Source organism: Candidatus Dormiibacterota bacterium, from assembly GCA_035544955.1.
In the GTDB taxonomy this organism is placed as follows: Bacteria; Chloroflexota; Dormibacteria; order CF-121; family CF-121; genus CF-13.
In genome coordinates this window covers 1-20,863 of the sequence record DASZZN010000016.1, presented here as the reverse complement: position 1 = coordinate 20,863, position 20,863 = coordinate 1, and the positions used below count along the sequence as shown (strand labels likewise).

20 protein-coding genes and 1 tRNA gene are annotated in these 20,863 nt (G+C 64.6%); 11 read left to right on the top strand and 10 right to left on the bottom strand.

Annotated elements, in window-relative coordinates:
• Nucleotides 1-234: 234 nt before the first annotated feature.
• Nucleotides 235-582, bottom strand: coding sequence for a MerR family transcriptional regulator (locus tag VHK65_06975; GenBank protein HVS05892.1), 348 nt, complete (start codon nucleotides 580-582; stop codon nucleotides 235-237).
• 245 nt (nucleotides 583-827) lie between these two features.
• On the opposite strand from VHK65_06975, the gene VHK65_06970 reads away from it, so the two are divergent.
• Nucleotides 828-1,010 carry a CsbD family protein gene (locus VHK65_06970; GenBank protein ID HVS05891.1) on the top strand — a complete coding sequence of 61 codons (183 nt, stop codon included), beginning with the start codon at nucleotides 828-830 and terminating at the stop codon, nucleotides 1,008-1,010.
• A gap of 39 nt (nucleotides 1,011-1,049) precedes the next feature.
• Here VHK65_06970 and VHK65_06965 read toward each other — a convergent pair whose 3' ends face one another.
• Nucleotides 1,050-1,595, bottom strand: a complete 546-nt coding sequence (locus tag VHK65_06965) for a zinc ribbon domain-containing protein (protein ID HVS05890.1) — start codon at nucleotides 1,593-1,595, stop codon at nucleotides 1,050-1,052.
• 456 nt (nucleotides 1,596-2,051) lie between these two features.
• Here VHK65_06965 and VHK65_06960 point away from each other — a divergent pair, with 456 nt between their 5' ends.
• Nucleotides 2,052-4,205, top strand: coding sequence for a transglycosylase domain-containing protein (locus tag VHK65_06960; GenBank protein HVS05889.1), 2,154 nt, complete (start codon nucleotides 2,052-2,054; stop codon nucleotides 4,203-4,205).
• 15 nt (nucleotides 4,206-4,220) lie between these two features.
• On the opposite strand, the gene VHK65_06955 is transcribed toward VHK65_06960, so the two are convergent.
• Together VHK65_06955 and VHK65_06950 are read right to left on the bottom strand one after the other, a co-directional pair.
• Nucleotides 4,221-4,595: a YtxH domain-containing protein gene (locus tag VHK65_06955; GenBank protein HVS05888.1), complete on the bottom strand. Its 375-nt coding sequence runs from the start codon at nucleotides 4,593-4,595 to the stop codon at nucleotides 4,221-4,223.
• 11 nt (nucleotides 4,596-4,606) lie between these two features.
• Nucleotides 4,607-4,828 (bottom strand): YtxH domain-containing protein, encoded by a 222-nt coding sequence (locus VHK65_06950; GenBank protein ID HVS05887.1) that lies wholly within the window; start codon nucleotides 4,826-4,828, stop codon nucleotides 4,607-4,609.
• Between the two features lie 241 nt (nucleotides 4,829-5,069).
• Between VHK65_06950 and VHK65_06945 the strand changes: the two genes are divergently transcribed.
• Together VHK65_06945 and VHK65_06940 are read left to right on the top strand one after the other, a co-directional pair.
• On the top strand, nucleotides 5,070-5,459 hold the full coding sequence (locus tag VHK65_06945; GenBank protein ID HVS05886.1) for a response regulator: 390 nt from the start codon (nucleotides 5,070-5,072) through the stop codon (nucleotides 5,457-5,459).
• A 4-nt stretch (nucleotides 5,460-5,463) separates the two neighbouring features.
• Entirely contained in the window at nucleotides 5,464-5,808 is a 345-nt protein-coding gene (locus VHK65_06940; GenBank protein HVS05885.1) for a MerR family transcriptional regulator, read from the top strand.
• On the opposite strand, the gene ftsH is transcribed toward VHK65_06940, so the two are convergent.
• Together ftsH and VHK65_06930 are read right to left on the bottom strand one after the other, a co-directional pair.
• A complete protein-coding gene (ftsH, locus tag VHK65_06935) occupies nucleotides 5,809-7,770 on the bottom strand; it encodes an ATP-dependent zinc metalloprotease FtsH (GenBank protein ID HVS05884.1) in 1,962 nt (653 codons plus the stop codon).
• A 20-nt stretch (nucleotides 7,771-7,790) separates the two neighbouring features.
• Complete coding sequence (locus VHK65_06930) at nucleotides 7,791-8,921, bottom strand: hypothetical protein (protein HVS05883.1); 1,131 nt, start codon at nucleotides 8,919-8,921, stop codon at nucleotides 7,791-7,793.
• A 256-nt stretch (nucleotides 8,922-9,177) separates the two neighbouring features.
• Between VHK65_06930 and VHK65_06925 the strand changes: the two genes are divergently transcribed.
• Nucleotides 9,178-9,480, top strand: coding sequence for a MerR family transcriptional regulator (locus VHK65_06925; GenBank protein ID HVS05882.1), 303 nt, complete (start codon nucleotides 9,178-9,180; stop codon nucleotides 9,478-9,480).
• A gap of 51 nt (nucleotides 9,481-9,531) precedes the next feature.
• On the opposite strand, the gene VHK65_06920 is transcribed toward VHK65_06925, so the two are convergent.
• The gene (locus tag VHK65_06920) at nucleotides 9,532-11,094 is read right to left on the bottom strand and encodes a trehalose-6-phosphate synthase (GenBank protein ID HVS05881.1); all 1,563 of its coding nucleotides are present in this window, start codon (nucleotides 11,092-11,094) and stop codon (nucleotides 9,532-9,534) included.
• Between the two features lie 144 nt (nucleotides 11,095-11,238).
• Here VHK65_06920 and VHK65_06915 point away from each other — a divergent pair, with 144 nt between their 5' ends.
• The 5 genes from VHK65_06915 (at nucleotide 11,239) to VHK65_06895 (ending at nucleotide 17,792) form a co-directional block, all read left to right on the top strand.
• Nucleotides 11,239-11,586: a MerR family transcriptional regulator gene (locus tag VHK65_06915; protein HVS05880.1), complete on the top strand. Its 348-nt coding sequence runs from the start codon at nucleotides 11,239-11,241 to the stop codon at nucleotides 11,584-11,586.
• Between the two features lie 117 nt (nucleotides 11,587-11,703).
• Complete coding sequence (locus tag VHK65_06910; GenBank protein ID HVS05879.1) at nucleotides 11,704-12,015, top strand: hypothetical protein; 312 nt, start codon at nucleotides 11,704-11,706, stop codon at nucleotides 12,013-12,015.
• Nucleotides 12,016-12,154: 139 nt separating this feature from the next.
• Nucleotides 12,155-13,747: a DUF3048 domain-containing protein gene (locus VHK65_06905; GenBank protein ID HVS05878.1), complete on the top strand. Its 1,593-nt coding sequence runs from the start codon at nucleotides 12,155-12,157 to the stop codon at nucleotides 13,745-13,747.
• Nucleotides 13,744-15,312 carry a DUF3048 domain-containing protein gene (locus VHK65_06900; protein ID HVS05877.1) on the top strand — a complete coding sequence of 523 codons (1,569 nt, stop codon included), beginning with the start codon at nucleotides 13,744-13,746 and terminating at the stop codon, nucleotides 15,310-15,312. The genes VHK65_06905 and VHK65_06900 overlap by 4 nt, the downstream gene beginning before the upstream one ends.
• 101 nt (nucleotides 15,313-15,413) lie before the next feature.
• Nucleotides 15,414-17,792: a glycoside hydrolase family 38 C-terminal domain-containing protein gene (locus tag VHK65_06895; protein ID HVS05876.1), complete on the top strand. Its 2,379-nt coding sequence runs from the start codon at nucleotides 15,414-15,416 to the stop codon at nucleotides 17,790-17,792.
• A 26-nt stretch (nucleotides 17,793-17,818) separates the two neighbouring features.
• On the opposite strand, the gene VHK65_06890 is transcribed toward VHK65_06895, so the two are convergent.
• The 3 genes from VHK65_06890 to VHK65_06880 form a co-directional block, all read right to left on the bottom strand.
• Nucleotides 17,819-19,870: a response regulator gene (locus VHK65_06890; GenBank protein HVS05875.1), complete on the bottom strand. Its 2,052-nt coding sequence runs from the start codon at nucleotides 19,868-19,870 to the stop codon at nucleotides 17,819-17,821.
• 130 nt (nucleotides 19,871-20,000) lie between these two features.
• Nucleotides 20,001-20,303 carry a DUF5808 domain-containing protein gene (locus tag VHK65_06885; GenBank protein ID HVS05874.1) on the bottom strand — a complete coding sequence of 101 codons (303 nt, stop codon included), beginning with the start codon at nucleotides 20,301-20,303 and terminating at the stop codon, nucleotides 20,001-20,003.
• Nucleotides 20,304-20,305: 2 nt separating this feature from the next.
• Complete coding sequence (locus tag VHK65_06880; protein ID HVS05873.1) at nucleotides 20,306-20,548, bottom strand: excisionase family DNA-binding protein; 243 nt, start codon at nucleotides 20,546-20,548, stop codon at nucleotides 20,306-20,308.
• A 64-nt stretch (nucleotides 20,549-20,612) separates the two neighbouring features.
• On the opposite strand from VHK65_06880, the gene VHK65_06875 reads away from it, so the two are divergent.
• Nucleotides 20,613-20,687 (top strand) — tRNA-Glu (locus tag VHK65_06875).
• Nucleotides 20,688-20,863 lie beyond the last annotated feature (176 nt).

Genomic DNA, 20,863 nt, shown 5'->3' with positions numbered 1-20,863 from the left:
ACAATCGCGCGGGTCCTACGGATAGCAAAACGGGGCGCACTGCGCAAGGCATACGCAGAGCAGCTTGAGAGTTCCCCACAAAAAAGTAAGGCCCTCCGAAGGGAGGGCCCGAAGAGGGGGGCAAGGGAACTAGCTCGAATTATAGGCACGCTCCGGAGTCTTGTCAACAAGGGTGCAGTCAGAAAGTATCCCGCTGTGACTATCGGTAAAGCGAACTACGGGCGCGTAACGATCTTAGACGTCCAGTTGAGAGACGTCGATGTCGCGGAGCTCAACGGGGGACGGCAGCTGATGCTCTTGCAACAGCTTGAGCAGCTTCATGATGTAGCGCACGCCGGCCAGGTTCACGGAGTGATGCCGGGTCAGCTTCTGGATCGTCTGCAGCTTCATCACATCGCGCTGCGAGAATCGTCGGCGGTTGGTTGACGTCCGCTTCGGGACGACCAGCCCCAGGTGCTCGTACATCATCAGGGTCCGGGGATGCGTCTCCAGGATCTCCGACGCCACGCTGATGGTGTAGATCGGCTTGTCCAGGGAGATATTCGTGTCGCGTCGGGTATCACGCTTGACGGCGGTTGCCATAGAACCCTCCATGATGTGTCTGCCTCCCGGTCTCGAATACGGCAAGCGCCACGTGACGTCTCCGACCGGCGAAAATCACCATGAGTATAGGGGCCCACAACCGCTGGCTCAACCCAAGATTCGTAAATAGATGTGAACTCATTTGAGGACCCCAGTCTGCGCTCAGGAAATAGACGGAAACGTAGTGTCCCCTTATAATGTTTGCTAACAGGCGCCGTATCGCGCTGAAAAACCGGAGGTGCAGCATGGGCGAGTTCCGTGACAAGGTCGAAGGCGAAGTCAAGGATGCCGGCGGCAAGCTGAGCGGCGACAAGAAGATGGAGTGGGAAGGCAAGGGCCAGAAGGCGAAAGGCAAGGTCGAAGAGGCCGGTCGCAATATGACCCAGGGCGATCCGACGACGGACGAGCCGGTCGACAAAGGCCTCTAGAGGACATTCGACAGGCCGGCCCTCGCGGGCCGGCTTTTTTTATCGGGGGGTGGCGGGCGGCCTGGTGCTCGTGGGCGGCGAGGACTCAGCGTTGGCTGCCTCGGCCGGGCCCGTCGCGGGGCGACGCCCGGCGTGATACCGGCTTCCGCTTGTCGATGACGTCGAGGAGGCCGATGATCCGGCATCGCGTACCCGGATGTGGCTCAACGTCGATTCGCGCAGGATCAGGAACAGCAGGAGCGCGATCGAGCCGAGAAGGAAGTTGCTGCCGAGCCAGCCGTAGTTGTAGAAGAAGCCGACCACGAATCCGATCAGCGCCATCAAGAAGGCGGCGATCGTCCCGATGTGCGTGAACTCGTCCTGGAGATGATGCCGGGGGAAGAGCTGGCGGAGCAAGTGCTCGACGCCCCTGTCGCCATGATGGCCGGCCGATGCCGTCGACGCTCCGGAGGACGCCGAGCCGGCGACCGGCTCCACTTGCGACTTGCCACAGAAGCGGCAGAAGCGTGCGCCTGCCTCGATGGACTTACCGCACGAGCGGCAGAACACCGTTCCCGCTTTGGCCACCGGTTCCGAACTCGACAAGGCTGCCCCATTATAAGGGCGCCGTTCGCGGTTTCCGGCGGTATTTTCCGGGCGTAACCAAACGACACGGCCACCCGTTCGACAGGCACCAGGGGAAAATTTCGGACCCACCCAGCGCAGAGGTGCTCCGCTTAGGTTATAATGACTGAGTCAAGTTTTCGGAAGCAGGATAGTAACGTTTAAGGGGCCAGATTTGATCAGTATCAGGCACGCGAATCACCCAACAAATGCCAGCGGCCTCTCATCGCTCGACGCTCGGCGACGCCAGATCCGGCGGCAGCGGCGGTCGCCGCTCCGGACCCTCGCCAGCGGCGCAGGGTGGGGAGCGGTTATCCTCGTGTCTCTGTGGCTCCTGTTTTCCGGGATCTTCGGGTTTCTAAGCGCCTAGCCGCCCGGCGACGCAGTCAGCGACACCTCGCTCGCTGGCGGAAGCGTAGCCGAAGTGATCTTCGACGCATGGTCATCCTCGGCCTGATCGTCGTCTTCCTGCTGCCGCTGCTGGGTATCCCCGCAATCACGGCGCAGGCTGTCGGTCCGCTCCCAGCCGTCAGCGGGCTCGCCTCCAACAAGATGGAGCAGGACACCCTCATCTACGACCGGCATGGCACCTTGCTGGCGGATATCGGCAAGGCGGGCGACCATCGCATCGTCGTGCCGCTCACCTACATCTCGTCCTGGGTCGTGAAGGCAACCCTCGCTACCGAGGACCGCACCTTTTACACCAACAGCGGCATCGACATCGGTGGCATCGTGCGCGCCGCCATTGCGAACTATCAACACCACAAGATTCAGCAGGGTGGCAGCACCATCAGTCAGCAGCTCGTCAAGCAGGTCTACATCGGATCGAATGCCCCAACGGACATCCAGCGCAAGCTCAAGGAAGCGATCCTCGCCATCGAGCTGAACCGCGAATACAGCAAGAACCAGATCCTCGAGATGTACCTGAACACCATCTTCTACGGCAGTCAGACCTACGGGATCGAGGCCGCCGCGCGCAGCTACTTCCAATCGAACGCCCATGACGTCACGCTGGCACAGGCCGCCATGCTCGCCGGCTTACCGCAGGCGCCGACGCAGTACAACCCGGTCGTGAACTTTGCGTCGGCCAAGCAACGGCAAGCGCAGGTGCTGGCGGCGATGGTCGGCGAGAAGTACATCACCGCCGCGCAAGCCGCCGAGGCCTATGCGGTCAAGCTGCAGGTCACTCCCCCGATCACGAAATTCGAAGCACCCTACTTTGTCGACTACGTGTTGAAGACGCTCGCCAAGGCCCCCTACAACATCACGAACGATGCCAACAACCGCAAGGGCTACCGCGTTTACACGAGCCTCGATCTGCCCCTTCAGCACATGGCGGAGCAGGTGGTGCGTGAGCAGATCGCGCAGAAGGGGAACTTTTACAACTTTCACGATGCCGCCCTCGTTAGCATGAACCCGAAAACCGGCGAGGTCTTGGCGATGGTCGGCGGCGATGACTACAACCGGCCGGGCGGACAGTTCAACCTCGCCTACGACGTGCCGCGGCCTCCGGGATCGAGCTTCAAGATCTTCACCTACACCGCCGCGATCGAGAGTCGCAAGGTGAACATGCTGAGCCCGGTGCTCGACGACCCGATGGTGTTCCCGACGGGTGGCGATGGTCCTGGTTACGTGAGCGGCTTCGCCAAGTACATTCCTGCGAACTACGACCGTCGCTTCCACGGCACCCTTCCCCTGAAGATGGTCATGGGCAACTCGCTCAACATTCCCGCGCTCAAAGTGGAGCTGCGGACCGGGATCCCCGCCGTGGTCGATATGGCGTCACGCCTCGGCCTCACCTGCCTCGGCGAACCCTGCGGCTCGAAAAAGCCCGAAGACTATGGCATGAGCCTGACCCTCGGTGCCTATCCCGTGCGCCTGGCGGACATGGCCACCGCGGCCTCAACCCTCGCCACACTCGGCGTCCGTCACCGTGAGGCGCCGATCCTCAGCATCAAGGACGGGCTCGGACACGATGTCTTCACCTACGATCCGGCCAAGAACGAGTACCGAGCCGTCGATCCCGGCGTCGCCTTCATCATCGCGTCGATCATGTCGGACGACCGCAACCGCTGCATGTCATTTGGCTGCCACGGCGACCTGACCCTCCCGGGACGCCACGTCGCCGCCAAGACCGGCACGACGAACGATTTCAAGGACAACTGGACGATCGGCTTCACACCGAGCCTGGCGACGGCGGTATGGGTCGGCAACCCCGACAACAAGCCGCTCAGCCACAACTCGACCGGTATCGTCGGCGCCGCACCGATCTGGCACAAGTTCATGGCCCAGGCGCTGGCCGCCTCGCCCGACGAGTGGTACCCAGTCCCGGCCGGTCTCCATCAGATTGGCCAGGACTTCTTCCTGCCTGGGACCGAAAATCTACCGAAGACGCTGGCGCAACCGTGGCCGCAGTGCAAGCTGCCGGCGAACTACAACCCCTACTCGTTGACCTACAGCCAGATCACCGTCGACGGCGTGTACTGCATCGTCAACCCGCCGCCACCACCACCGGCGCCGGCGCCCACGCCGTCGCCAACAAGCTGTCCCAACGGCGTGTTGCCGGGCGGTGAGTGCAAGCCGAACAACTGACGCCGAGCGGCTAGGTTAAGCGGTTCCCGGCTGGTCGCTGGACGCTTTCTCGGTGCGTCCCTGCTCGCTGTCACCGAACGGCCGGCGGGACGCCAGCTCTCCGGCGCGATCGCGCAGCTCGATGCCTCGCTGCATCAGGTCGTCGCGCATCTCCTCACCGGTCTTAGGTGCGAGCAGCAACGCCAGCCCGAAGCCAACGGCGACCCCGATCAGCAGCCCGGTGACGAACCGCTCCGCGCTCGTATCGCTGTCCTGGGTAATCCGGGTGCGGCGCAAGGCTGCGACCGCGTCCGAGAGGCGGTCCTTCACCTCGAAATCCTGGGCCGCCTTGTTGGCCCGATCGAGCAACTCGCTTAACCGATCGACCGTCTTCTCTACCGTCTGATCCATCGTCGTCCTCCCTATGGCCGCCTGACCCTACTTTCTGCTCCGCCTGCCGCCCGCCGCCGGGGTGTGGCCGTCGAGGCCGCGGGTCCGCCGCTGTCGGCGGCCAACATCGCCTCCGCCTGGCCCAGCAGCCGCGAGACCCGGCGCCGCGTATTCACGCCCGAATCAGGGGCGTAGAGCAGCGCCAGGACCGCCCCGGCGATCGCGCCATGCTGAAGACCTCGCAAATATCCCATTGAGAAATCGCATTCCTCCGTGAACCAGACGACCGTGCCGCCACACGGTACCCGCCATCGTATCACGTGTCCTGTGAGCCCCCGACGTTCCCGTCGAGCCTCCACAAATTCAGGTTTTTGAAGGAACTTGAGGTATACTTACCCCCGGTGGAAAGGGGGGAAAGGTGACAGGCTCGATGTCGATTTTGCATGAAGCCCGCTCCGGCGTGGAAAAGCGGGCGGTTCGTTCAAAGGAGGGGACATGAGTGAGGTAGTCGACGAGGACGTAAACGTCCTCTTCATCGAAGATGACCCGGCGGTGGCCGAGATGTACAAGCTCAAGCTGGAGCTGGATGGCTACCGGGTCATCGTGGCCAAATCCGGCGAGGAGGGCCTCGACCACGCCAAAAACCAGGTGCCCGACATCGTCTTCCTCGACATTCGCCTCCCCAAGATGGACGGATTCGCCGTGCTCGAGAACCTCCGCTCCGACGGCGTCACGAAGAACATCCCGGTCATCATCCTCTCCAACTACGGCGAGAAAGAACTGGTCGACCGTGGGCTGAAGCTCGGCGCGCTCGATTACCTGATCAAGTCTGAGACGACACCGGCCAGCCTCAGCCGTGGCGTCCAAGATTGGGTCAAGGAATAGACGCTTGATCCCCAATCGCGATCCCCGGATCGGCGGAGCCTTCGATCTCGACAAGCCCCTCTATACGATCAGCGTGGCTTCCGAGATCCTGGAGACGCATCCGCGAACCCTGATGATGTACGAGGACCTCGGCCTCATCGAGCCCTATCGCACGGCCACCAACCGCCGGCGCTACTCGCAGCGCAATGTGCGCAAGTTGCAGGTGATCCAGCAATTGACGCGGGAGAAGGGCGTCAACCTCGCCGGTGTCAAGTACATCCTCATGCTGCTGGAGTCGTTAAAGAATGGCGGCGTGAAGCCGCCCGACGACCTCAAGCAGGTCTACGACCTTTACGAAGAGATTATCTAGTTAACTGGCCGTGATTGGCGGTAGCGTCTCGCTCTCGTGGGCTGAGCCGTCCGATGGTTCCTCCCAACTGATGGCTTCCGCGGCGGCGATGCGAGCCGCAACCGCCGACTTGATCTCGGGCGAGACGACGCTGACCGGTGGGACGGCCTCCCCGACAAGCAGCCGATCCAGTTCGGGGCCATCGATCGTTTCCACGATCTGCAGGTGTTGGGCGATCCGCACCAGTGTCGCGCGGCGCGCGTGGCAGATGTCGTACGCCACTCGGTAGGCCGCATCGGTCAGGGCCTTGACCTCGGCATCGACATCGGCAGCGGTCAGCTCGGAGAAGAACTGGCTGTCACCATCGCCTTTCCGATGCAGCGTGACCAGACCAAGTCGCTCACTCATCCCAAACTCGCACACCATCTGGCGCGCGATGCTCGTGGCATGCTCGATGTCCTGCTTGGCGCCGGTCGTGACGTCGCCGAAGATGATCTCTTCGGCGGCGCGGCCTCCCATGGCGGCGGCCATGCGGGCGTTGAGCTCGGACTTCGAGGTCAGGTATCGATCCTTCGTCGGCAGCTGGATCGTGACACCAAGCGCCTGCCCGCGCGAGACCACCGACACCTTGTGCACCGGGTCGCTCTTCGCAATCGACTTCATCACGAGCGCATGACCGACCTCGTGATAGGCGATGATCGCCTTCTCCTCGGGGGTGATCATCCGGCTGCGCTTTTCCGGGCCCGCCATGACCCGCAGGCTGGCCTCTTCGAGCTCCTCACTGCCGATCGCCGCCTTCTTGCTCCGCGCCGCCAGGATGGCGGCTTCGTTCAGGAGGTTGGCCAGGTCCGCGCCGGTGAAGCCGGGTGTCTGCCGGGCCACCACGTCGAGGTCGATGTCCTCGGCAAGCGGCTTGTGCGCCGCATAGAGACTCAAGATCGCGCGCCGCCCGTTGAGGTCGGGGGCGTCGATCGCCACCCGGCGATCGAAGCGACCGGAGCGCAAGAGCGCCGGGTCGAGCACGTCCGGTCGGTTGGTGGCCGCGATCACGACCACTGCGCAGTCGGTGTTGAAGCCATCCATCTCGACCAGTAGCTGGTTCAGTGTCTGCTCGCGTTCTTCGTTGGTCCGGATCTGCGCGCCGCCACGCTTCCGGCCCAACGCGTCGATCTCATCCAGGAAGACGATGCACGGCGCATTCTTCTTGGCATGCTTGAACAGGTCGCGCACGCGGGCCGCGCCGACGCCGACGAACATCTCTACGAAATCCGAGCCGCTCAGCGAGAAATAGGGCACCTTGGCCTCGCCGGCGACCGCGCGCGCGAGGAGCGTCTTGCCGGTGCCGGGCGGGCCGACCAGCAGGATGCCGCGCGGCATGCGCGCCCCCAGCTGACCGAAACTGCCGGGCGCCTTCAGGAATTCAACGACTTCTTCCAGCTCGTGCTTCGCCTCGTCCACACCCACCACCTGGGAAAACGTGACCGGCTCGCCGGAGGCGGCGCTGGACTCCGCGAGGTGCTTGGTCATCTGCCCCATCGGACTTCCCAGGAGGTTCGAGCGGCGGAGCAGGATGAAGAGCAGCGCCAGGAGGACCAGCAGCCCCAGCAGGTTGGGCAGGACGTTCGCCACGGACGTCTCGTCGGTGGGCTGGACCGCGACCTTGACGTTATGACTGCGCAAGTACTGCTCGGTCGAGCCCATCGACGCTTCCTTCTCGTTGGTCCACGACTGCCGCCCCGCGGAATCCGTCAGCAGAATGCGCTGGCCGCTGATGCTGGCGGCGACGATCTGCCCGTGATCGACGCGATCCAGGGCGTCGCTGATCGGCACGCTGGGCTGGTTCCATACGGTGTTGGCCCCCGAATGGCCAATCAGCCAGAGGCCGCCGACGATGAGCACGGCTAGCACCGCGAGCGCGGGCACGGCGACCCGCTTGCGGCGCAGGTTCAATGGGACCTGAAGACGGCGAAAGAACGTTTTCATTGGTTTCTCAACCCCTCTCCTTAGTACGCGACTGGCTGGTCAGGTAACGCGATCAACGCCTTCCCCGCGATTCCTCCTGCACTGTATCGCTGCCAGAACGGGAAGGCGGTGATCGCTTGCTGTTCCTCGCCCGTGACCCCGTTGTCCGCATTCGCCAGCCGGTAGAAGGACCAGCTGAAGCCGCCCTGGGCGCGGGTCTCATTCATCGAGGTGACGATCTCCGCGCCGGGCGGGGCACCGGGTGTGCCGTACTCGAGCACGGCGTCGTAGGCCTGTGCGGTGATCGTCAGCGGACGGTTGAAGGGGTTGACGCCCGGATCGCGGAACTGCTGGAAGACCTGGTCGACGTAGGCGCGAGTCCCGTCCGTGCCGCTGTACTGAGGCAGGCCGGTCGCGCGCCAGTAGACCATCGGCGCGAAGACCTGGCAGTAGCGCGACATGGTGGCGTAGGCGTAGCCGGGATGGTCGTAGGGGGTGGGCAGGGTGCTGGCCACCAACAGGTAGCGCTCGCCTACCCCATTCATGCCCTGGATACCGCCGCGAATCCCCGAGAGGTACTGGCCGACGTTCGGGTCCGAGGTGCTGTCGCCCTCGATCGTCAGCGCGAGGCCGTCGAGGCGCTGACCCTGCTCCTCGAACTGCGCCGCAGCCAATGCGTCGGCGGTATCGGAGGTCGGGTCATCGAGCATCGGCTCGATCCAGCCGATGATGCTCAGCCCGTGCGCGTGCGCGATCGGCAGTAGGTCTTGCAGTGCCGACGCGCCGTAGAAGTGGTGTCGCGAGTCCGCGATCCTGATATATAGGTGGCTGAGGTCAGCCCGGACCGCGGCATCGACAATCGCCGCGGCACGGTCGGCATCGGGATCGTTCCAGTCGCCATCGAAGATCATCAGCCACGCGCCTTTACCCTTGACCCCGTCGAGCGGCGAGCGAGGCGTCTGCACGAAGGGCCGAGCGGTTACGGGCACCTTGACCACGGCGGCGACTGGCCGGCCGAAGCTTTGCATCACGTGGGCGGCCTGCGCCTGCTCCTGGGCACGAGCCTCTAGATAGGCCCGTAGGCCGAAGGGCGGTGTGAGGAGCGCGAACAACATCACGCCCAGCACCACCCTTCCTCCAAACGCCGTGACTTGCCGTAAGATGCCCGACATGCTCGAAGGGACGGCTCCCGCACCGTTCGGGCGTGAGACTACCGACAAGGACGGGTGCGTTCAAGCGCGGGTTCCCACGGCTAAGGTGATAAGCCCCTGCACAGTCAATTGGTGACGTTTCCGTTTCGTGACGCTCAGTGACGTTCGCCAGCGTGACACCACATTTCGCGCAAACGTCGTCCGCTTTCGCCTTTTATCACGAATGCTGATATGTTGGATATAATGGTTTACAGTATCGAGTTCTGGAGGGCAGCACTTGGCCTTGCCGCATAAGTCGAGCGAAGTCTCCGATATGTTCGACATCGAGCCGCGCACGCTCTTCGTTTACGAGAGCGAAAACCTGATCGCGCCCGAGCGGACCCCTACCCAGCGGCGGCGCTACTCACGCCGCGATATCGAACGGATCCGGCTCATCCGCGAGCTCACCACCGTCCACGGTATTAACCTCGCCGGGGTCAAGGTGATCTTCTCGTTGATGGAGGCGGCGGTGCAGAACCGGCTGCAGATCCCCGAGACCGAGTTTCCGGAGCTTGCCGGCGCCCGTCACCTCTGGGCCTGAGCCCACTTCGTAAGCATTGCTCCGGGAGATGCGCGACTTCAGCCGCCTCGCCTAGATCGAGCCGTCGCGCCCCACCGGGACGGTGCCCTCGTTGGCCAGCTCGGGCTGCCGCGCGGCCAGTGGCTCGACCAGGTCCCGGATGTCCTGCAGCTGCGCCGAGATCCAGCGTGCGACATCGTTCTGCTGCACGACGGCGCGCATCTTTTCGGCGCGCGCATGCCGCTCGACAGGATCCATCAGCAGCGCCCGGTGCAGCGCCTGCGCCGTCGCGTCGACATCGAACGGGTTTATCGTGATCGCCCATTCACCGAGCTCTTCGTGCGTGCCGGCGTTCTCCGAGAGGACCAGTGCGCCGCCGCGACGATTGACCGTGATCCCTTCCTTCGCCACGAGGTTCATACCATCGTAGATGGGATTGACCAATAGGACGTCGAACTGTTTGTAGCCGGCGACCGCTCGGTTCATGTCGTCGCGCAGCTCCAGCCGGATCGGCTGCCAGTCCGCAGAGGCGTAACGGCTATTGATGACGCGCACCACCTGCACCACCTGGCGGGCGTACTCGCGGTACTCCGGCACGTTCTGGCGCGTCTTCTGCAGCATCGCCCAGAAGACGACGCGGCGATGCCACTCCGGATGAGCCTGGAGGAGTCGCTCGTAGGCGATGAACCCGCGACTGATGTTCTTGGAAAGATCCATGCGGTCGACCCGGTAGATCAGCTGCTCGGGACGCCAGCGCAGCACGTCCCGCTCGGCTCGCTCCACCGCCGGGCTGGCCGCGCTCCGCTCGAACTCGCGAACGTCGATCGAGATCGGGTAGCGCCGCACCCAGACGGTGCGGCCCCGGTAGAAGGCGGTCTGCTGTCGGAAGTCCACTGGCAGCCCCATGTTTTCCTCGCAGGTCAATAGGAAGTTGCGCACGTCGGAGTGGGTCTGCAGACCAATGATGTCCGCCGCCAGCAAACCGTCCATGATCTCGTCGCGCATGTAGTGAGGCAACACCTTCCAGTACTGCGGCGTAGGCCAGGGGATGTGGACGAAATGCTGCAGAACCGCGTCGGGCAGCTCGCGTCGAACGAGGCGGGGCACCAGGTAGAGGTGATAGTCGTGCGATAGCACGAGCGGTCGCTTGCGGCCCCGCCGCGCTTCGCGCACGATCTGCTGGGCGAAGAGCTGGTTGACCAGGCGGTAGCCCTCGGTCCAGGCTCGCTGGGTGCTGTCGTCAAGCACGGGCGCCTCCGCCAGGTTCCACAGGTAATGCTGCACAAACCAGAGCAGGGGGTTCGCGATCGTGTTGTAGTACAGGTCATAGGCCAGGCGCGGCGGGTTGACCCAGCTCACCTGGTATCGAGAGCCGTCGGTGGTCTCCACCATCATCGGTTCGCCGCCGTCCCCTAACTCGAGCTCGCCCTCGAAGCCGTCGCGCACGCTGGCGACCCACACCGCTCCGGTCGCCTGGGCCAGTCCGGAGAGCCCGGTCACCAGCCCGCCCGCGCCGCGGACGAACCGTTCTCGATCGGCTGGATCGGGCGCCAGGTCAACCGGCGGCCGGTTGGCGGCCACGATCGGATAGAAGTCCCGTAGGAGGCGCCGGGTGTACTGCTCGATCGCCAGCATGGCTCTCGTCTAACTCTACGCGGCAGCCTCGAGATCGCCGCCAGCGGGTCATGCGGCTTGCGCGAATGGCCAATATGTGATATCGTGGGTATAAAGATAGAGGCCAAGGCAAACGGGCGCTTGTCACGCCCAAGGGGTTAGAGCGTGGGAAAACGAAAGAGGTCGTCGGCGATCGCCCCCGGACGGGCGGTCTTCACGCCAAGTATCGCGAGCGAGATCCTCAACCTCCACCCGCGCACGCTGATGATCTACGAGAGCGAACACCTCATCAAACCGCAGCGAACGGCGACGAACCGCCGCCGGTATTCGGAGGATGACATCCGGCGGGTTCGGGTGATCCAGTTCCTGACCCGGCAGAAAGGCGTCAACCTGGCCGGCGTCAAGTACGTGCTTCATCTGCTCCAGTCATTGGGCAGCCAGGGCCTGGATCTGAACCAGGTCCGCGAGCTCGACACGCTACAGGAAGTCTCGGGAAACGGGCTGAGCGCGTAATTTCAGCACTTGGGAAAAACCCTTGACAGCCAATGCCAACTATGTAACAGTGCGCATATCAGCTTTCGTGCGTAGCAGAATCCAGTGTATTTGGGGTCAGTGAAGGGAGCAATTTAGATGTTGAGCGATGCGATCGAGGAGATACACCGGGAGTTCGAGGCGGCGGCCGACCGTCGGAACCAGGAGCTGAAGCGGAGAGCCGATGTCCGTCGCGTCGACGACTATCTGCTATCGATCGAGGACATCATCGAGAACCGCGGGGGCGCGGTTCCGGCACCGCTGATGGACGACATCACCCGCTTCGTGCGTCCGCTCAGCCGCAAGCTGCTGCGCGCGCTCAACCGCAACGTCACGCGTGACCCGGTGCGGGTGCTGGACGTGCTCTTCGATTGCCAGCAACTGCTGTTACCGCGGCTGATGGTGGCGTAGACCCGGCCTGAGGGGGTCGTCCAGCAAGAAAACCGCCAGCCAGCACGCTCAGTAAGCCGGATAGCCGTTGCAGTTGAATCCGGTCTATGCGTGAAATAGCCTGTGCGGCCGGTCGGAGTACCCTGCTGAGGATCCCTTGATGCGCCAAACCGTGGCCCGCGGAAGCGGGTTAGCAGCGACGCTGCGGCGTCGCTGGTGGATTTTCCCCATCATCCTGCTGCTGGTGGCGGCCGGGCTGGTGCTCCGCGCCCTCGCCGCGCCCCTGGGGGTCAGCGCCAGCGTCGCCGACGGCGACCACGCCGTCGTTCGTAGCTCGGCGGTGGCGTTGAGCTTTAACCAGGACATGGACGTGGCGTCGGTCACACAGGGCTTTCGCATCATTCCGTCAGTGCCCTACACGATGGTCGTCAAGAATCCACGCACCTTTGAATTTCACCCGCAGCTGGCGCCCGACACCGCCTACCGCATCCAGGTGATCGGCGCGCGCAAGACGGTAGGGTTCGGGAGCGAGAACTATTCGGTCGCGTTTCGGACGGAGCCCGCGCCCAAGGTCACCGGTGCGACCTTCAACGATGCGCCCCTCGCCGAGGGCCAGCAGGCGGTCGCCTTGCGGGGCAACCTCAAGGTCGCCTTCTCACAGCCCATGGACCCCGTCCGCACGCCGGTCCTGGTGGACGGCGCCGCCCTTGATACCAAGAGCATCACCTGGGACGCGACGGGACAGGCAGCCACGCTTGCCTTGACGCTCGGGCACAGTCGCACCCACACGCTGCTGGTCCCCAAGACGGCGACGAACCGTAAGCACGACCTCGCGGTTGCCGATTGGACCCTCAGCTTCGCGACGGTGGTGCAGGTGCCCTCAGCCGGATCGACGGCACGGATCGGAACCTCGGGGGCGCCGATCATCATCCAGATCGAGAACAGCTCGCAGCCTACTGTCCGGCCGCAGACCGGCATGCAGCAGGCCGACATGATCTACGAGTACATCAGCGAGTTTGGCATCCCCCGGCTCTCGGCCGTCTACTGGCATCCACCGTCGAGCCTGATCGGACCGGTGCGAAGCTGCCGCCTGATCACGGTGGCACTCGAGCAGATGTACCGCGGCGAGATCTACTGCTCGGGCGCCAACGACTACGTCCTCGGCCAGGTGTGGAAGTGGCCGAACGTCGTCTACGACTACTACTACATGTACGACTTCATGTACCGGGCCTCGGATCGCTATGCGCCCCACAACGTCATCGCCCGCCCCGACAAGATCACGGCCAATACCGCGGCGGCGAACCTGCCGGCCCTCAACTATGACATCGCGCCGGCGCATCCGGACGTGGCGCTCCCGGGTGCCACGCCGGCGACCAGCGTCTCGATCCCGCAGCACGGGGCCGTGTGGCGCTATGATGCCAACTCGCATGAGTACTTCAAGTGGCAGGACGGGGCGCCGTTCACCAACGTCGGGACCGGCCAGGTCCATGCCAAAAACCTGATCATCGAGCGCGTCGTATCGCGCCTCGACACCAGCCCGGGCAACACGGGCGTGCACCACACGTACAACACCGAGTACTACGAGCTTGCCGGCGAAGGCACGGCCGACATCTATTCGGACGGCGGGATGATCCATGCGACCTGGAAACATCCCAATCGCGACCTACCGGTTGTCTACTACGATGCCAGCGGCAATCCGGTGGATCTCAACACTGGGCTGACCTGGGTTCACGTGATAGGGAGTGATCAATGACCTGGACGCAAACAATTCGCGAGCGCTGGTGGCTGGCTCCGATCGCCATCCTGGTGGTCGCGGCCGCCATCGTGATCCGCATCATCACCACCCCGCTCGAGGTGAGCGCGAACGTCAACGACGGTGACCAGGCGGTTCCCCGGACGGCCACCATCGATCTTCACTTCAACCAGGACATGAAGGCAGACTCCGTGCAGCATGCCTTCAGCCTGACCCCGCCCGTGATGGTCGCCTTCAAAGCCGTCGGCCCCAGGGAGTTCCAGTTCCGGCCGACGCTGAAACCGAACACTTCGTATCACGTCAGTCTCAAGGACGCGCAGAACACCTCGGGGCGTGGCGTCAGCAGTGGTTTCAGCTTCAAGACCGAGCCCGCGCCGGCGATCGCCGCCGTCTCGGTCGACAACAAAGCGGTGGTCGACGGCCAGCAGTCGCTGAAGCCCACCGGTGCCATCAAGATCGACTTCTCTCAGCCGATGGACAGCACTAAGACGCCCATCGCCGTCAACGCCACCCCGGTCGACAGCAAGAAGATCAGCTGGTCGAGCGATGGCAAGAGCGCCACGCTCGACCTCAAACTTGGGCATAGCCGCCAGTACCAGGTGTCCGTCCCGCAGACCGCGGTCAACCGAAAGCAGGACCCGCTGGCGGCGGATTGGAAACTCTCGTTCACCACGCTCATCGAGGTGCCGTCGCAGGGCGACTCCGCGCGGATCGGGTCCGGTGCGCCGACCATCATCCAGATCGAGAACAGCATCGATGCCCGTCCGCAGGCGGGGATGCAGCAGGCCGACATGGTCTACGAGTACATCAGCGAGGGGTCTATCCCACGACTAAGCGCCATCTACTGGCACCCACTACCCGACCTGGTCGGGCCGGTTCGGAGTTGCCGCTTGATCACCATCCGCCTCGAGCTGATGTACAAGGGGATGATTTACTGCTCCGGCGCCAACGACTACGTCCTCGGTCTGGTTTGGAAGCATCCGAACCTTATCAACGACTACAGCCACGGCGCGGGCAACGTCTTCTACCGCGACAACAACACCCGCTATGCGCCGCACAACGTGATGATGCACGGCAACAACGTCACGACCTTCACCGCCCAGCAGAACCTACCCGCGCCGCTCTACGACATCGCACCCAAGCATCCCGACGCGACCTTTTCCGGTGACGCCGCGCCCGCAATCTCGGTGCCCGATCACGGGGCGTCCTGGCAGTACGATGCCGGCTCTAAGCAGTACGTCAAGACGCAAGACGGTCGGCCCTTCAACAACATCGGGACCGGCCGCGTGCATGCCAAGACCGTCATCCTCGAGTACGTCAATTCGTACCTCGATACCAACCCGGCGAATAGCTTCCACGGCTACTTCACCGAGGCCTACGAGCTCACCGGTGACGGCAAGGCGGATATCTTCGTGGACGGGGTTGTCATCCACGCCACCTGGCACCACCCCGATCCGAACGTTCCCGCCGTCTACCTGGACGCCAGTGGGAACCCGATCGAGCTGGACAACGGGTTGACCTGGGTCCATGTGATCGGCTCGGAAAAGTGGCACACGATCGGTTAATCGACTCTCGGCTGATCGATTCGGGCCCGCCGGCCCACGCGAGCGGCGCTTTAGTGCCAGGCGAGCGTTTGAGGCGTTAATCACCTCAGGCACAATTAGCTGTGCCTGAGCGCGCCACGACAACCGTCTATATCGTTCCGCATACCCACTGGGATCGCGAGTGGTACGCGACCTTCGAGACTTTCCGGGCGCAGCTGGTCGAGCTGTGGGATCAGTTGCTCACCCTGACTGAGGCCGATCCGGACTTCCGCTTCCTGATGGACGGCCAGACCGTGGTGATCGACGACTACCTCGAGATCCGGCCCGAGGCACGAGCCCGGCTGCAGCGGGCGGTCCGCAACGGCCAGATTCAGGTCGGGCCCTGGTACACGCTCCCCGATGAATTCCTCGTCAGCGGCGAGACCTTGGTGCGTGACCTGCAGCGCGGGGTCGCGTCGGCCGGCGTCCACGGCGGCTCGATGCGGGTCGGCTACTTGCCGGACTCGTTCGGCCACGCAGCGCAGATGCCGCAGATCTATCGCCAGTTTGGCTTTCGGCACGCCGCGGTCTGGCGGGGCGTCCCGCTCGCCATCGACCGCGTCGCCTTCACCTGGGAAGCGCCCGACGGCAGCCGGATCCTGACTGCCTACATGGGCAACTCGTACTCGCAGGGCGTGGACCTCCCTACCGAGCCCGGCGCGCTGGCGGCCCGCATCGCGAGCGCGCTGCAAGCGATCGCCCCGTTCCGGCCGACGACCGACGTGCTCCTCATGAACGGCAATGACCATGTCCTGCCGCAGGCGGAGCTGAGCGCGGCGGTTCGTGGCGCAACCGGTCGTCTCAACGGGACCATGATCCGCCTCGCGCGGCTTGACGACTACCTCGCGCGGCTACCGGAGCACGGCTGGCCCCGCTGGCGCGGTGAATTGCGCTCCTCGGCACGTGCTCATATCCTGATGGGGACGCTTTCGGTTCGGGCGCCCGACAAGCAGCGCTATTTCGAAGCCACTCGCCTCCTCGAGCGCATGGCGGAGCCAATCGCGGCATTGACCGGGGTCGATGTGAGTCACGAGCTCGACGAGGCCTGGACGCTGATCCTGCAGAACGCCGCGCACGACACCGCCTGCGGCTCCGGCATCGACGCCGTCGCCGAAGAGTCGAGGCGCCGGAGTACGCGGGTCATCGAGATCGCCGAGCGGATCGTCGATCATGGCCTTCCGCAGCTGGCCGGCGCCGGCCAGGTCTGGAACCCGTGCCCATTTCCGCGACAGGGACTGGTCGAGGTTGACGGCGCGCTGGTGCTGACCCCGGTGATCCCGGGAGGCTCCGCGGTTTCGCTGACCCCGACGAGTCCTTCAGCTCCGGCGAGCGCACAAGAAACCCGTCTCGAAAACGGCCACCTCGCCTGCGACCTGCGACCCGACGGAACGCTGGCGATTCTCGACCGGCGTACGGGTTTGCACTACAACGGGCTGCATCGGCTGGTCGACGACGGTGACGCCGGCGATGAGTACAACTTCTCGCCGCCAGCCGGCAACCTGCCGCCGGCTGATCCGGTCCGCCACTTCAGGAGCGCGGTCCTCGAAGAAGGGCCACTCCGCGCCCGACTGGAGGCGCGCTACGATTTCGCGGTCTTCAGCGGGCTCAGCCATGACCGGCAGAGTCGCGGCGACGTCGAGACGGTGCTGCCCATTCGACTGACCCTGTCGCTCGAAGCCGACCGACCACGACTCGATATCGAGCTCGAAGTCATCAACCGCGCCGAAGATCATCGGCTTCGTGCCCATTTCCCGTTGCCGTTTCGGGCGAGCGATTCCGCCGCTGATACCGCGTTTCACGTGACGGCACGCGCCGTTGCCGCCGCCCGGCGCGATCCCGGCGCAGACGAACTCGAGCTGCCCACCTACCCGATGTGGTCGTTCGTCGATGTGAGCGACGGCCGCGCGGGCCTCGCGCTCATCACCAATGGCCTGCACGAGTACGAAGTGCTGGCGGGCGCGTCCCAGGAACTCGCGCTCACCCTGCTACGCTCGGTCGGCTGGCTCTCGCGCGATGACCTCGTCACCCGGCGCGGGCACGCCGGTCCCGCGATGGAGACACCGGGCGCTCAGGTCCCGGGGGGACACCGCTTTCGCTACAGCCTCTTCTTCCACGCCGGCGACTGGCTGGAGGGAGGCGCGTGGCGTGCCGCCGAGTCGGCCCTCATTCCTCTCGTCCCAGGACGCGGTGCTCCTGCCAGCACGCCGGCTCCGGTGATTGAGCTGGAGCCCGACTGCATCCAGCTGACTGCACTGCTGCCGCAACCAGGAGGCTACGATCTCCGCCTGCTGAACGCCTCGGATGCATCACGCGAGGCGATCGTTCGCCTGCGGCCGGAGCCCGGGAACGTTTCGCTGATCACCCTCGGCGGCGTCGCGCGCGAGCAGCTGGCGCCGAAGGGCGGCGTCGTCAGGATTCCTGTGCGGCCCTGGGAAATCGTGACCGTGCGGGCGACTCGCTAGCGATTGGCGAGATCGCAAAGGCGGAGCTACGCCGCCGCGAACGCCTTCTCGTGGTTCATCCAGCGGGGCAAGGCGTTGAGGAGGGCGGGACCCTCGACCTGCGTCTTGATGACGTACTCGAGGGCGCCAAGCTGGATGGCGCGTTTGATCAAGGTCGGCTCGCTGAAGTTCGACATCACCACGACCGGCGTGTTCTTCGTTTCGTCGGATGCGCGGAGGGTCTGCAGCACCAGGATGCCGTTCTGACGCGGCATCATGACGTCGAGCATGATCAGCTGGGGCTGGAGGCGGGTGCAGAGGTCGACGCCGGACACCCCGTCATTGGCGACCTCGACGTGGTAGCCGTTGCCGCGGAAGAGCGTCGCGTAGTAAGTCGCTGCGGTCGAATCGTCCTCGATGATGACCACCGTTCCCGCGCTCGACTCGCCGCCGCCATCGACGGCGGGTATCTCTGGGACCGCCGGTGCTTCCGCCGGCTCGGTGGTCGCCACCGTCTCCGGTTCAGCCTCAGGCTGCCAGATGGGCGCCGTGTTCCACGCGCGCACCGTCTCAGGTTCGGGTGCTTCGGTGATCGATTCGGGTACCGACGCACTCTGACCCCATGGATGCTCGGCGGCTACCGGCTCCGGTTCTGACGCGACAGGCTCGGGGGCGGGTTCTGGCTCCCGCTTTGTAACCGCTTCCTCACCGAAGAGCATCGCGCGCATCGATCCGCGCGCCCCGCGCACCGGCTCCGGCTCCGGTTCCGTCTGCGGCTCCGTTTCGGCTTCCGGGGCTTCCGCCACGACCGGCTCGGTTTCCGGTTCGGGTTCCGGCTCCGGCTCTTGCTCGAACGTGGCGGGTTCCGGCTCGGCCGGCTCGGATTCCACGGTTTCCGCTTCGACCTCGGGGCCGAAGCGCAGCGGCAATGATTCCTTCTCGACTTCTGGTTCCTTTTCGGCGTCCGGCTCGACCGGCGGGCCGAAGCTCAGGGGCAACGATTCCGCCTCGGTCATAGCCTCTTCCGCCGGCGGCGTCGCTTCGACGGCGGGCAACGGTTGCGCCGCGGCGACAGGCAGCGGCACAGGGGCAACCGCGGGCGCAGGCGCAGCAGGTGCAGGGGCGGCTGCCGCCACCGACGGAGTCCAGGTCGCGGGCGATCCTGCGACCGGTGGGGCCCATGTCGGGGTCACCGGGGTCGGTGGGACCGGCGGGGTCGGTGCTGGTTCTGCGGTCTTCGGCTGCACTATCTTCTCGAGGTTCTCGAGGACGTTGAAGTTGAAGCGACGACGCTTCGGCTTGCCGCGCCGGCTCGCATCCGCGCCGGACGGTTCCGCAGCGGGAGGTTCGGCGGCAGGCGGAGGGCCTGCAAAGCTCGGCGGGGCGGGCGGCGCAGCCGGAGTGGCCGGCGGTGCGAAACTCGCGGGCGCAGCAGGTCCGCTCGTCACCGCCGGAAAGGCGGGCGGGCCGAACGGCGAGTTCACCGGTGGGGCATACGGGCCAGGGACGCCTGGTGGTGGCGCGATCGGCTGCGACATCGGCTGGGTTGGCTGTTGCTGCTGCGGTTGATAGAACGGAGCCGGATTCGGGGCCGGAGCCTGCATCCCACGTCTGCCGGGTTCCGGGTATCCGCCCCAGGGCGATCCCTGTGGCGCTGCCGGCGCGACCCAGGGCACGTTCTGCGGGGCGTACGCTGGCCCGGGCTGGCCCATGTTCGGCTGCGGTGGGTTCGTGTTCGCCGCCCAGCCGGGCGGTGACGGCGGCGAGTAAATCTGGGGGGCGATGCCGGCTTTCTGCAGCGCAGTACCGAGGTTGCGCGCGTAGGTGCGGCCGCCCTTGACCGGGGGAAGCGCTCCGCTCTCGACTGGAGGAGCCCCTTCGGCGACCGGAGTATTGGTCACGTAGCGCCGGCCGCCCCCGCTGAAGCCGCCCGACTTCGCGGCCGCCAGGTCACGGCGGAGGCGTTCAGCGCGCCAGCGCGCAACCAACAACTGGATCGTGACCAGGGCGAGGATCCCCGCCAGCAGGACGATGACCTTGTCCCGGTTCGCGAAAACGAGATGGCTGAAGGGCGTCAGGAAGTCTTGAAGTCCGCTCATTTGCCGCTCCCGCGTGTGAAGAGATAGCCGCCGGCCACCGGGCAGGGGCGCTGGCTGGGCGCAGGCACGTTAATAGAACGCTGAGTGGCAGAAAGGCTGTCACTCGTGAGAAGCGGACGTTACTGGACCGTCACCTCTGCTGAGCTAAATGCCGCTCCGCGAGGCGGCGGTATCCCTCCCGCAGGCGCGGAATCAACTGGGCGAAGTTGATGGCCCAGCCGATGCCGACCACGCGCTCGGTGAAGATGCGGTCGTCCTTCGGGTTCCAGTAAGCGTCGCGGAAGCGTTTGGGGGTTGGAAACCGGAAATCATACGGGACACCGGCGACTCGTCCATGCCAGGTCCGTTGTCCTTCCGGCTTGCTCAGCTCCTGAGCGACGGCGGCCAGGGCGAGGAAGAAGAGCGCGGCGCGCACCAGGCGACTGATCTTCATGATCAGCCGACCTTTCGGCCCTGGAAGCCGAGGTTGGGGAGATCGTCCTGGAGGTTCTCCATCGACTTCGCATAGATCCAGTAGTCCAGCGCGGCCTTGGAAAAGACTACGCGATCGCCCACTTTGGTGAAGGGAATGTTGCGCTTGGCGACGAGGTCATCGATCAGATCCTTGGGCACGCCAAGATAGGTGGCGGCCTGGAGGGTATTCATCACGTAATTGGCGGCGGTGGGATCGTAGATCACGATCAAATCCTCCGTGTGCTGTGGCTGAGCCTACCTATAATATGGGTTCGCCGCCGAGGCCCACGGCCCGTTCGTCTAGCTGGTCCAGGACGCTGCCCTCTCAAGGCAGAAATCAGCGGTTCGAATCCGCTACGGGCTACTTACAGGACACTATTCGAACCGGTTGCGTAGGCACAGGCCGTGGGCTACCTTAATCGGGCTGCCGCATAGGAACTAGGGACAATGGGAGAAGAACGTCGCGAACCTGACGCCCCAATGACGGAGGAGCAAATCCGTGCTGTGACGATCGGCGAGCTCGAGCCGTTGTCCGCCAGA

Bases quoted from the DNA above. Each gene is read 5' to 3' on its own strand.
- VHK65_06975 (HVS05892.1), bottom strand. From the start codon at position 582: ATGGCAACCGCCGTCAAGCGTGATACCCGACGCGACACGAATATCTCC.
- VHK65_06970 (HVS05891.1), top strand. From the start codon at position 828: ATGGGCGAGTTCCGTGACAAGGTCGAAGGCGAAGTCAAGGATGCCGGC.
- VHK65_06960 (HVS05889.1), top strand. From the start codon at position 2,052: ATGGTCATCCTCGGCCTGATCGTCGTCTTCCTGCTGCCGCTGCTGGGT.
- VHK65_06955 (HVS05888.1), bottom strand. From the start codon at position 4,595: ATGGATCAGACGGTAGAGAAGACGGTCGATCGGTTAAGCGAGTTGCTC.
- VHK65_06950 (HVS05887.1), bottom strand. From the start codon at position 4,828: ATGGGATATTTGCGAGGTCTTCAGCATGGCGCGATCGCCGGGGCGGTC.
- VHK65_06945 (HVS05886.1), top strand. From the start codon at position 5,070: ATGAGTGAGGTAGTCGACGAGGACGTAAACGTCCTCTTCATCGAAGAT.
- ftsH (HVS05884.1), bottom strand. From the start codon at position 7,770: ATGAAAACGTTCTTTCGCCGTCTTCAGGTCCCATTGAACCTGCGCCGC.
- VHK65_06930 (HVS05883.1), bottom strand. From the start codon at position 8,921: ATGTCGGGCATCTTACGGCAAGTCACGGCGTTTGGAGGAAGGGTGGTG.
- VHK65_06920 (HVS05881.1), bottom strand. From the start codon at position 11,094: ATGCTGGCGATCGAGCAGTACACCCGGCGCCTCCTACGGGACTTCTAT.
- VHK65_06910 (HVS05879.1), top strand. From the start codon at position 11,704: ATGTTGAGCGATGCGATCGAGGAGATACACCGGGAGTTCGAGGCGGCG.
- VHK65_06905 (HVS05878.1), top strand. From the start codon at position 12,155: ATGCGCCAAACCGTGGCCCGCGGAAGCGGGTTAGCAGCGACGCTGCGG.
- VHK65_06900 (HVS05877.1), top strand. From the start codon at position 13,744: ATGACCTGGACGCAAACAATTCGCGAGCGCTGGTGGCTGGCTCCGATC.
- VHK65_06890 (HVS05875.1), bottom strand. From the start codon at position 19,870: ATGAGCGGACTTCAAGACTTCCTGACGCCCTTCAGCCATCTCGTTTTC.
- VHK65_06885 (HVS05874.1), bottom strand. From the start codon at position 20,303: ATGAAGATCAGTCGCCTGGTGCGCGCCGCGCTCTTCTTCCTCGCCCTG.